General features: G+C 40.1%; 10 protein-coding genes. 9 read left to right on the top strand and 1 reads right to left on the bottom strand.

Annotated elements, in window-relative coordinates; genetic code table 11:
- Positions 1 to 239 precede the first annotated feature (239 nt).
- The 9 genes from QME45_13490 (at position 240) to QME45_13530 (ending at position 10,539) form a co-directional block, all read left to right on the top strand.
- Positions 240 to 1,112: an N-acetylneuraminate lyase gene (locus tag QME45_13490; protein ID MDI6619645.1), complete on the top strand. Its 873-nt coding sequence runs from the start codon at positions 240 to 242 to the stop codon at positions 1,110 to 1,112.
- A gap of 70 nt (positions 1,113 to 1,182) precedes the next feature.
- A complete protein-coding gene (locus tag QME45_13495) occupies positions 1,183 to 2,235 on the top strand; it encodes a sialidase family protein (protein MDI6619646.1) in 1,053 nt (350 codons plus the stop codon).
- A 170-nt stretch (positions 2,236 to 2,405) separates the two neighbouring features.
- Positions 2,406 to 3,830 (top strand): sulfatase-like hydrolase/transferase, encoded by a 1,425-nt coding sequence (locus tag QME45_13500; protein MDI6619647.1) that lies wholly within the window; start codon positions 2,406 to 2,408, stop codon positions 3,828 to 3,830.
- Positions 3,827 to 4,882 carry a sialidase family protein gene (locus QME45_13505; protein MDI6619648.1) on the top strand — a complete coding sequence of 352 codons (1,056 nt, stop codon included), beginning with the start codon at positions 3,827 to 3,829 and terminating at the stop codon, positions 4,880 to 4,882. Before QME45_13500 ends, QME45_13505 begins: the two co-directional genes overlap by 4 nt.
- Before the next feature lie 243 nt (positions 4,883 to 5,125).
- Entirely contained in the window at positions 5,126 to 6,202 is a 1,077-nt protein-coding gene (locus QME45_13510) for a M20/M25/M40 family metallo-hydrolase (GenBank protein MDI6619649.1), read from the top strand.
- 155 nt (positions 6,203 to 6,357) lie between these two features.
- On the top strand, positions 6,358 to 7,065 hold the full coding sequence (locus QME45_13515) for a hypothetical protein (protein MDI6619650.1): 708 nt from the start codon (positions 6,358 to 6,360) through the stop codon (positions 7,063 to 7,065).
- Positions 7,066 to 7,474: 409 nt separating this feature from the next.
- Complete coding sequence (locus QME45_13520; protein MDI6619651.1) at positions 7,475 to 8,098, top strand: GntR family transcriptional regulator; 624 nt, start codon at positions 7,475 to 7,477, stop codon at positions 8,096 to 8,098.
- A gap of 157 nt (positions 8,099 to 8,255) precedes the next feature.
- Positions 8,256 to 8,672, top strand: a complete 417-nt coding sequence (locus tag QME45_13525; GenBank protein ID MDI6619652.1) for an FAD-dependent oxidoreductase — start codon at positions 8,256 to 8,258, stop codon at positions 8,670 to 8,672.
- A gap of 37 nt (positions 8,673 to 8,709) precedes the next feature.
- Complete coding sequence (locus QME45_13530) at positions 8,710 to 10,539, top strand: sialidase family protein (GenBank protein ID MDI6619653.1); 1,830 nt, start codon at positions 8,710 to 8,712, stop codon at positions 10,537 to 10,539.
- Between the two features lie 570 nt (positions 10,540 to 11,109).
- Here the strand turns inward: QME45_13530 and QME45_13535 are convergent.
- A partial coding sequence (locus QME45_13535; protein MDI6619654.1) for a hypothetical protein occupies positions 11,110 to 11,294 on the bottom strand: 185 nt, incomplete at its 5' end.

The raw sequence follows: 11,294 nt of genomic DNA on the forward strand, positions 1-11,294 counted from the left end.
GTTGATCAAAATAACATAATTCTATTTATGGCTGATCCCAAATTACGAATTGAAGTTACCTTTTACAAACAGTCTTAATATTTGCCATAGTCCATTTCCTTGAATCAGGAATCAATATACGAGGTATTTATATGTTGCTATATCTCACTTTATCCTGTATCGGTTATTAAATAAAGCGGTATTTGTTATCATTTTATTAAAAAACAAAAATTATTCTTAATAAGGAACGAGGGATTGACATGAAAAATTTAAAAGGAGTCTTTTGTGCATTGCTTACACCATTCACAAAAGAAAACAAGATCAACGATGAGGCATTAAAAGAGCTTGTAAGGATGAACATGGACAAGGGTGTTGACGGATTTTACGTAGGTGGAAGTACATCGGAAGCATTTTTGATGTCTCTTGAAGAACGAAAGCATATACTTGAAGTTGTTTCAGAGGAAGTTGGGGACAAATGCGCAATTATTGCCCATATCGGCTGTATAAATACAGACCAGGCAATTGAGTTGGCCAAACATGCAGAAAAAGTTGGGGTGGATGCTATTTCCTCAATAGCTCCATTTTATTATGGTTTTTCATTTGATGAGATTAAGAATTACTATTTTGACATTGTCAATAGTGTAAATGTGCCGATGATCATTTACAATTTCCCGAAAAATTCGGGCTTTTCGTTAAATTCTGAGAATATAAAGGCATTTGTCGATGATCCAAGATTCATAGGCATAAAGCATACTTCTTCGGATTTCTTTTCTCTTGAGAGGTTCAAACATCTAAAGAGGAATATGATAGTGTTTAACGGGTATGACCAGATGTTCCTGGCAGGACTGATTATGGGAGCCGATGGCGGCATAGGAAGTACGTACAACTTCATGGCTGAAAAATTTATAGCAATAAAAAGGCTCTTTGATCAGGGAAAGATCAAGGAAGCTCAGGAGATACAGACGCAGGTTAATGATATCATTAAGATCTTAGGAAAGGTGGGAGTTTTCCAAGGTGAGAAAGAGATACTAAACCTTATGGGGTTGGATTTTGGAGAATGCAGGCCTCCATTCAAGAAGATAAACGATGAAGGAAGAGAGATTCTTAAAAAGCTTATACATGATTATCTATAGATTGCCATCAGCAAAATAAGACAAAATAGGTTATGGTGATACATTTTTGGGGAAGGTATGTGAGGTCAAGATGAATACGAAAGGTCAGTCTTTTTTAAAACAAACAGATCTTTTTGAATCGGCAGGGGAAGGGTATGCTCAGATCAGAATCCCAGGAATGGTGATTACAAGGAAAGGGACGATTCTTGCTTACTGTGAAGCAAGGGATAAAACTTCAGATTGGGCCAACATCGATATATGCCTTAGAAGAAGTTTTGACGGCGGAATAACATGGGGGGATAAAGGGGTTATAGTCAGCGGTATCAGCAGCGGCCATACAATAAATAATCCGGTAATGATTGCATCAAAGGATAGTGATATTATCCATTTTTTATTTTGCAGGGAATATGCCGAATGCTTCTATTGCCGCAGCTATGATGAAGGAAATACGTGGACTAGTCCCATAGAGATTACAAATACTTTTGAAAAATTCAAACCGGAATATCCCTGGAAGGTTATTGCAACGGGTCCATGCCACGGCATTCAAACTGCCAGTCACCGTTTGATAGTACCGGTTTGGCTGGCTTTGGAGAAAGCACATCATCCTTCGGCAGTTTCTACTATATATAGTGATGATAACGGAGATACATGGAATAGAGGAGAGATCATATATGGGTCTCAGAAATTGATAAATCCTGGTGAACCTTCTGTCGTAGAGCTTATGGATGGCAGGATCATCATGAATATGAGGAATTCGTCTTCCGATAAGAGAAGGTCTGTAACAATTAGCAACAACGGGTGCGAAGGATGGTCAAGGCCTGTTTTTGATGATCGATTAGTCGATCCTGGGTGCGGCGCATCGCTTGCAAGGTATGATCAAAAAAATATCCATAAGGGAAACTGCATTCTTTTTTCCAACTGCAACAGTCAAACTGAAAGAAAAGCATTGACCATAAGGGGTAGCTGGGATAATGGAAAATCATGGTCAGCTGCGAAAACGTTGTACCCGGGCGGAGCGGCATATTCGGACATCGCTGTAAGCGCAGACGGGACGATTTACTGTTTCTATGAGCGTTTTACAGATACTGAGCCGTACAAATATCTTACCATGGCAAGATTTAATCTTCAATGGCTTACTGAATAATTACCCGTTTTTTGAATTCCATTTAAAAATTTATCGCTGCCGGATATCTCAATTAGCATGGGAAGCGCTGTCCTGGGACCGTTAAGGTGATTGTTTTATGTATGACAAATGGGACGAGCAGGTATAAAGTATGCAGCAATTGAGAGCTGCAAATGATCGAGGTGTGTGCTGTGAATAATCTTGATAAGAGGCCCAATATATTAATAATTATGTCTGATGAACATGACCCTGCTGTTACCGGGTGTTATAATCACCCTGTTGTAAAAACTCCGAACATCGATAATCTGGCAAAGGATGGAATACTATTTGAAAATGCATATTGCAATTCTCCAATGTGCGTACCTTCACGCATGTCGTTTATAACGGGAAGATATCCATGCAAAATCGACGTTTGGGATAATGGTTCACCCCTGAGGGCGGAAATACCTACCTTTGCGAATTATTTTGAAGCCGGAGGTTATGATACAATCCTTTGTGGAAGGATGCACATGATCGGAGAGGAAAGACTCCATGGTTTTGGAAAGAGATTATTCGATGATATGGAAAAGTGGAAGAGCTACAATCAGAAACCGTTAAGAACAAAAGAGGAGCGCCGAGGGAGCAATTCTCATGTCACAGATTGTGGACCCGGGAGAGGGTCATGGCAGGATTATGATAACACTGTTTCCGATCTTGGGTTGAGATTTCTAAAAGGTATGGCAAAGTATCCTCCGTCAAAACCATGGTTGATGGTCGTGGGGTTTATGTTTCCACATTTTCCTTTGATAGCGCCTAAAGAATACTTTAATATGTATTATCCGGATAATGTCATAATGCCGGATTTGAACGGCGAGACTATTGAAATGCAGCATCCGGTAATTCAACATCTGAGATATTGCTTTAGAAATGATTCGATAGTTTCAGATGAGATTACCAGAAAAGCATTAGCAAGCTATTATGCATTGATAACATATACAGATCACAATATTGGAATGTTGCTGGATGTGATTTATAATTCTTATCTGAGAGAAAATACAATTATCATTTATCTCAGCGATCATGGGGAAATGGCAGGAAAGCATGGGATTTGGCAGAAGCAATGCTTTTATGAGCCTTCTGTTAAGGTGCCCTTTATAATTAAAATTCCTAATGGCGGTAAATCCGTAAGGGTTAAAACAAATGTGAGCCTTGTGGATGTGATGCCTACTATCATGGAATTGGCCGGTATTGAAATACCGAAGGGGCTGTCAGGGAATAGCGTTATAAAGTATGCAAAGGGATATGAAGATTATAAAAGAGCTGTTTTTAGCGAATACCATGCTCAAGGCATGTTAAATGCTGGATTTATGATTAAAAAGGGGGATTATAAGTATAACTACTATGTAAATTACAGCCCGGAATTATATGACGTAAAGAATGATCTCGGTGAATTCAAGGATCTTTCTGGGCTTAAAAAATACGCAGATATTCTATCGGATATGCACGATGAATTGTTTAAAATAACAGATCCTTTTAGTACTGATAAAAAAGCTAAGGAAAACCAAAAACTAGACGGAATAGCAAGAGCATACCATAGGGAAAATAAATCGATGCCTAAAGGAGGTAATAGGACATGAATAGTAAGCCGCTGTTTATTCAGGACGATATTTTTATTTCAGGAAGGGAAGGATACCATACTTTTCGCATTCCTGCAATCATTATATCAAAAAAAGGAACTGTTCTTGCATTTTGTGAGGGAAGGAAGAATAGCGGAAGTGATGTCGGTTATATTGATATTTTGTTGAAAAGGAGTTTCGATAATGGTGAAACATGGGGGAATTTAAAGATAATAGCATCAAATCCTCCTGATACTATGGGAAATCCGTGCCCGGTAGTGGATGGCAATACGGGTACGATATGGCTTCTATTATGTAAAAATCCGGGAGATAGTTTCGGATCTTTGATAAGTGAAGGTAAGGCACCAAGGGAAGTATTTGTAATGAAAAGTACTGATGATGGAGAAACATGGTCCGAACCTGTCAATATAACAGATAAGGTAAAATTAAAAGGTTGGACGTGGTATGCGACAGGGCCATGCCACGGACTCCAGCTTAAAGGCGGCAGGCTTCTCATACCTTGCAATCATGCCGTATATAATCCTGAAACTGGAAAATCAGGTCATACCAGCTCTCATGTTATTTACAGCGATGATGGAGGGAATACATGGCAAATCGGTGGCATACTGGAGGAGAAGACTAACGAATGTGTAGCACTGCAGACAAGTGATGAGGGTGTTTATATTAATATGAGAAGTTATCATGGACAAAACAGCCGGGTGTATTCCTGGAGTTATGATGGAGGAATTACGTGGACGCCGGTAAAGTTGGACAGTACGCTTGTCGATCCTGTATGCCAGGGAAGCGCCATAAGATATCAGGATAAGGATATAATATTATTTTCTAATGCTGCCAGTACAGAAAGAAAGAATATGACTGTAAGAGCAAGTTTTGACAAATGCGAAACATGGGCGGTATCAAAGACGATTAATGAAGGGCCGTCCGCCTATTCAGATCTAGCTGTTGCACCTGATGGGACGATATTTTGCATGTATGAAAGAGGGAAAGATGGGCCATACGAAAAAATATCCATCGCAAGGTTTAATATGGAATGGCTTAAAAATAGAGACTGATAGTATTGAGTAAGGATCAGATTATCTCTGTTGACAGGGAAATTTCAGAAGAGGCTGTTTCGAAATAAAGAAATAATACGATATATTGAGTAGATCAAATTTGTGGAGTCAATATATTGTATATAAAACTTATTTCGAGACAGCCTCTTTAATTGACATCCACTTCAACGTTTACTATACTGTACATAAATTGAATTATGCTCAATTTCCGGTGCATATAAAATGAAAAGGAAGATGGTTGATATGTTTAACATTAAAGTGATGGAGGAGCTTTCCAACGCGTTTGGTCCATCCGGTTTTGAGGATGATGTCGCAGATGTAATAAAAAAGTATTCACAGGGTCTGGAGTTTGAAGGCGACAGCATGAATAATGTCTATACAAGGCTTTACGGCAATAAAGGAGACAGGCCTGTTATCATGATAGACTGCCATCTGGATGAAGTCGGTTTTATGGTACAATCGATAACATCAAAGGGGCTTATCAGGTTTTTACCGATAGGCGGGTGGGTTGTCACGAATATCCCGGCTCATGCTGTAATAATAAAAAACAGCAAGGGTGAGCTTATAAGAGGTATTACGACTTCAAGGCCTCCGCACTTTATGACCGTGACAGACAGGGAGAAAAAGCTCGATCTTGACGATATATATATAGATGTCGGAGCCATAAGCAGGGAAGAGGTTATAAATGATTTTGGCATAGAGCCCGGCGACCCTGTGGTCCCGGATGTCAGTTTCAGATATAACGAAAAGAATGGAATATTGTTCGGTAAAGCATTTGATGACAGGGTAGGCTGCTTTTGCCTGATTGAGATAATGCAGAAATTGAAGAAGGAAAATTTGGATATCGATGTGGTCGGAGCATTTGCCGCCCAGGAGGAAGTAGGAGCCCGTGGTGCAGAGGTAACTGCACGATGCGTAAAGCCGGATCTGGCAATAGTGATTGAGGGTTCCCCTGCAGATGATATTTATTATGATGAGTATGCCGCCCAGGGCTGCCTTAAAAAAGGAACACAGATAAGGCATATAGACAGATCAATGGTCAGCAACCCCCACTTTATAAGATTTGCAAAGGAACTGGCAAATGACAAAAATATCGCATATCAGAGCGCTGTCCGCGCACAAGGCGGCACCAATGCCGGCAAAATACATGTTGCAAATAAAGGCGTTCCGACACTGGTCCTTGGGATTCCGGTAAGGTATGCACATACGCATTATTGCTACTGCGCAATGTTTGACATTGATGCGACTGTAAATCTCGCAACAAGTGTGATTAAAAACCTTAGCAGCAGAAAAATAGGGGAGTTATTAAAGCAAATATAAGTAAATTCCGGGCAAATTGGAGTTTGTAGAATATTTGACATGAATATTTTAAACAAGTATAATTATTTTGGGGAATGATACGAAAGATGAAATTGTTTTCTAATTGGATATGTATGAGCTAGTGATTTCAAATTAAACATGGGGGGTGATTTAATTTGAAACATTTACTGGATAAAATCAAAACGGAATCGACTGTAGGGACAATTGTAAGATTACTGTTTTTAGTATCTGCAGTTTACAGCATTATTACAAAAAATACTCTGTACTTTTTGATTGCGGCGGCGTCTTTTTTGCTGACATATATGCCTGAATTATTTTCGCAGATAACCCATATATCCCTGCCATCGAGTTTTAAATTAATAGTGGTTCTCTTTATATTTGCTGCTAATTATCTGGGAGAATTGCATTCATATTATAATAAAATCTGGTGGTGGGATATATTCCTACACACATCTTCGGGAATTTTTGCAGCTTTTGCCGGGTTTTTGATTGTTTATATAAAAGAAAATGAACAGGCTCCGTCATCTACTCCTAACTTTTTGTTTATAGCTCTATTTGCTCTGAGCTTTGCGGTGCTTTCAGGTACGTTATGGGAAATATATGAATTTTTAATTGACAAGTCCTTCGGATTGAATATGCAGCGCGGAAGCCTTACAGATACGATGACGGATCTTATAGCCGATACTTCAGGAGGGCTGCTGACGTCTGTAAACAGTTATATCTATATGAAATACTGCACGAACGACTTGTTTAAGAAAATGACAGTGGATTTTCTGAAATTGAACCACAATTTTTATAACAAACTTACAGACAGTAATTATAAATCAGAGGCAGGATCGAAATATTACCAAACGCTGAATTGAAGAAATAGAAGGATTGATTACAAAAGCAACTTTTATTTATAATAATATCTTTGCAGAGATTGATTCTGCATCTAAATTTTCAATAATATCGATTCTATGTAGAAAGCTGAATGCTGAATTAAAAAGATCAGTCATTCAGCTTTTTTTCATGTCTTTGCAAGGATAATTTTACTATTTTAGATCAGTAGGTTGGAAGTTACTTTTTTCAATTAATTAAATTTATAAAAAATTATAAAGTATCTTGCGCATTGACGGACATCATGATATATTATATTTATCGTGTGATATATCACGAGAAATATCAAGCAAACTTTCCACCTTCTTTTTTGGAAAAGTTAAAAAAGAATGGAAAAAAGATATATCACAATAGAATAAATATTTTACTATAGATGGAATTGAGGGGAAAATTATGAGTTCATCACTTGCTAGTTCCATATATGAAAAATTGCTCAAGAAGATATTGAATAATGAAATACCGGCAGGAGAGTTTATAAACCGGCGTGAAATTGCCGAACAAATGAATGTGAGTGTGGCACCTGTGATGGAGGCAATGATATTGCTGGAAAATGACGGGTTGCTTGAAACAATGCCGCGAAAGGGTACTCGTGTTTCGCTTGTATGTAATGAAGATATTTCAGGATATCTTGTAGTGAGAGAAGCATTGGAATGTACGGCGGCAAGAATGATATGCGGCGAAAAGATTGCGGATGCAATGGATGATTTGATTCCGCTTGCCCGTGCGGTTGATGCATCACCGCACAGGTCGATGACATATTTCCGTAAAGATTACGAATTTCATACTTCTCTTGTCAGATTATCCGGATGCGAGATTCTTGAAAAAGAACATGAACGCATTACCAAGCTGGGCCTGTTCTATAACACCAATAAGCTTGTCAGTCCCAACGATGCAGCTACGCGCTACAGCCATGTGGAACTTTTAAATCAACTGAAAGAAGCTGATCCGGACAAAGCTTATTCCATTATGCGAAGTCATATCATCAGTGGGAAAGGTTCATTGGTTATTACAAGGTAGATATATATCTAAAACAATTCGTCAGATAAAAAATGCATAATTGTCATATAACGGTCCGGTTCAGGATATCAGAACAGATGGAGTGCATACAAAGTATTCTTCAAATATAAAAAAGACCGGATAAATGGCATATAAATCAACAGGGAGGTTGTTTATTTTGATATATAAACGAACGGCACAAATGCTGGAACAGTATGATGCAGTCGTGGCAGGCGGGGGCCCAGCGGGAACTGCAGCGGCTATTGCATCTGCAAGGCATGGATGCAGGACATTGCTTCTGGAAGGCACCGGATGCGTAGGAGGGACTTCAACCTCGGGCGCCCTTCCTTTCTGGTTGGGATATATGAATGGGTCAATACCATTTCCATGGATGATAAAACGAGGATTGCAGTATAAGGACCTTCCTCGCCCCCGCCGGGCCGTCGGTGGCATTTTTGAGGAAGCCATGAATCGAATTAAAGAGCAGCATGGCAGAGACGGACCTTGTAAACTATCTCAGACCGATCGTCATCCCGGGTTGGACCGGCTGGGATGTCATGATGAATTCACATTTGACATAGAAATCGGGAAATGACGAATCATATTGGTCATTGCAAAAGTTGGACGGCCATATGGCATATCACCAGGAAAATATGTCAATACCTTTCACATGTACATGGCTCCATGTATTTGAAACAAATGTGGAAGTTACAGCTCATGTTAAAGTCAATGCCATATCCTCCGAAAGCAAGGTAGGACTTTTGGTCCGCCTTACCGCGGAGGATGCCTGGATTAAAGCGGGGTATGATTTTGCCTGTGGGAAATGGTATATTGCCGACAGAAGGGGGAAGGACTTCCCAGAGCAAGTGTTCTATTCAGAGGCTGCTTCTTATTACCATACCGGAGAGAAGGCTGTTTTGCGGATAAGAGCGGTTGGCAATCATGTTACGCTTTTTTGTAATAATAGTGAAGTTGTTACAACAGAGCAGGCCGGTCAGGTCACGACCGGCAGAGTCGGACTGTTTACGCAGTATGCCGATGCATCGTTTGAACATATATCGATATCTTTGCTGAGCGGACAGGGACGGATAGAAAAAGCTGTTTTAGAGCAGTATCTGCTCCCGAGGGATGAATATACCGAAGGAGCTTCCCTATTTTGGTATAACGATAAATTAGCGCTGATAAATGTCTATGGTGAACTATTTCTCTCTTTCGATCAGGGTAGGACATTTCGGAAAGCTGTAGAGGCGGAAACAGAAAAGTATCGATTTTTTGTACAGTCGCAGCGTACCCAGTATATACGTCTGCACAGCGGGCATATTCTAAAAATCGATAATTACAATGGAGGAAAGGCATATCTCTCCAAGGATAACGGGATTACAAGCGAAATGGTGGGACAATTATGGCGGCAGGAAGGACTTCCGAAAACATGGAAATTTCATGGCGGTATGAATGATATGTTGAAAGAGGTCCATCTATCGGATGGGCGATATCGGGTCTTTTACTGCGCAGATGTACGTGCCTATGGAAACCCCGAGGGGAAAGGAAAAATCAATTATCACTGGGATGAAATCTATTATACAGATGATGAGGGCCATACCTGGCGGAAAAGCCAAATGGACACCCGTGCTGTTTCCGCCATGAACCACATTTGCGAATCTCGAATCGTCGGCTGTTCGGACGGCAGCCTTCGGATGTATTGTACTTGGAACGAATCCAACTGTATGCGATTTTTTGTTTCCCGTGACAACGGGGAAACATGGGAACGGGAACAAGCGATGCCTCAAATGAGATGCGCCCGTTCTTCCCATGACCTGCACGAAGATCCCTATGAACCTGGAACCATTTATATGGTATTTGTTTATTGCAAGCAGGACAAGGTGAAAAATCCTCTTCCTCGTGCCCGCCTTTCCCTGATTCGGACAAGAAACGGAGCGGATTGGGAATATCTAATGGATGTCTGGCGATGGGATGATACTGATGATGGGCGAAAGCCAAACATCAATCAAATCGTGGATCCTTCAATTACAGTCACTAAGGATTACTTGTTTGTATTATCCGGGCGTTCCGATTATGCGGGTGATTATTTTCATAACCAGCAACGCCAGCAGATTGTAAAGATACGAAAATCGGATCTTATCCCATATGAAAAATGGCCGGATGAGTATCCGGTGGATTCGAAAGAGATTACTTGTATCGATGTCCATGGACCTGACAAGACGGTATATCGGCAAAATGAAAATCTGGATCTTGCCGGGGGATTTATTATTGTTCATTATTACGATGGCACGGCAGAAAAAGTCTCCTTGGATGCGGAGGGAGTTGCCTTACGGGAAGTGGATCTATCCGTCAATTATACGTCACATTTTGAGCAGCCTGATATGAGTTCCTGCGGCAAAAAATGGATAAGGGTGGATTTTCACGGCTTTGCGGATCATTTTGAAATAAAAGTTTTACCTTAATCAGTATTCGAAATAACGCATCCCGGTAGCTTTAATGAAGACTATAAAATATAAAAGTCAGGACCGATAAAAGAAAATTCAGTAGTGATATGGTGGTTCTTCCTGACAGTGATGTCATGGTTTTCTATGGAAGCTGTTATTTCAACGGTTGAATGAGCAAAGAAGCCAGCGGTGTCCGTTTTTCTCCGGATTTGGTTGTTGAACCAAATCCCTATAAAACAAAACTTCAATTCGTAATTTGAAATCAGGCATAAATAGGATTATATTATTTTGAGCGACAAATGAGTGCTTAAAATAACATGGAGCTCATATTACGAATTGAAGAAAACAAAAAATAGCTTGAGTTTCCGCAAACTGTAACTAAAAAATGAATGGATCTGTTCGAAATGCCAATCCGTTCATTTTCTAAGCAATATACGTTGATGTTCTTGCAATTGGGCGTACTTTAATAAGCCCCGCCGAAACCGGACTTTTTAAGAAGAGTGTTTATTATCTATTCAGGTGACCAGCTTAAGGCAAAGTTGGCGATATGCAGGACGTTTTGTTCTGAACCAGAGCCTGACGCCTGCCTTAGCATGGATGAGTATGCCTGAGACACCTTTCGCCAGCCGATAAAAGCAGAAATGAACCTTTTCTTTTATCGGGTTCGCTTGTCGTATAATGGAAACCTTCATGGCACTTGTTTCTGGCTTCATAGATATGTGAGCCAGGAATGCCATGCATAGGGTTATGTAAAAATTCAGTGCATTGATGGC

The organism is Clostridiales bacterium, from assembly GCA_030016385.1.
GTDB lineage: Bacteria > Bacillota > Clostridia > Clostridiales > Oxobacteraceae > JASEJN01.

Excerpts from the sequence above, each read along its gene's own strand:
- QME45_13490 (MDI6619645.1), top strand. The coding sequence starts at position 240 with ATGAAAAATTTAAAAGGAGTCTTTTGTGCATTGCTTACACCATTCACA.
- QME45_13495 (MDI6619646.1), top strand. The coding sequence starts at position 1,183 with ATGAATACGAAAGGTCAGTCTTTTTTAAAACAAACAGATCTTTTTGAA.
- QME45_13505 (MDI6619648.1), top strand. The coding sequence starts at position 3,827 with ATGAATAGTAAGCCGCTGTTTATTCAGGACGATATTTTTATTTCAGGA.
- QME45_13510 (MDI6619649.1), top strand. The coding sequence starts at position 5,126 with ATGTTTAACATTAAAGTGATGGAGGAGCTTTCCAACGCGTTTGGTCCA.
- QME45_13520 (MDI6619651.1), top strand. The coding sequence starts at position 7,475 with ATGAGTTCATCACTTGCTAGTTCCATATATGAAAAATTGCTCAAGAAG.
- QME45_13530 (MDI6619653.1), top strand. The coding sequence starts at position 8,710 with ATGGCATATCACCAGGAAAATATGTCAATACCTTTCACATGTACATGG.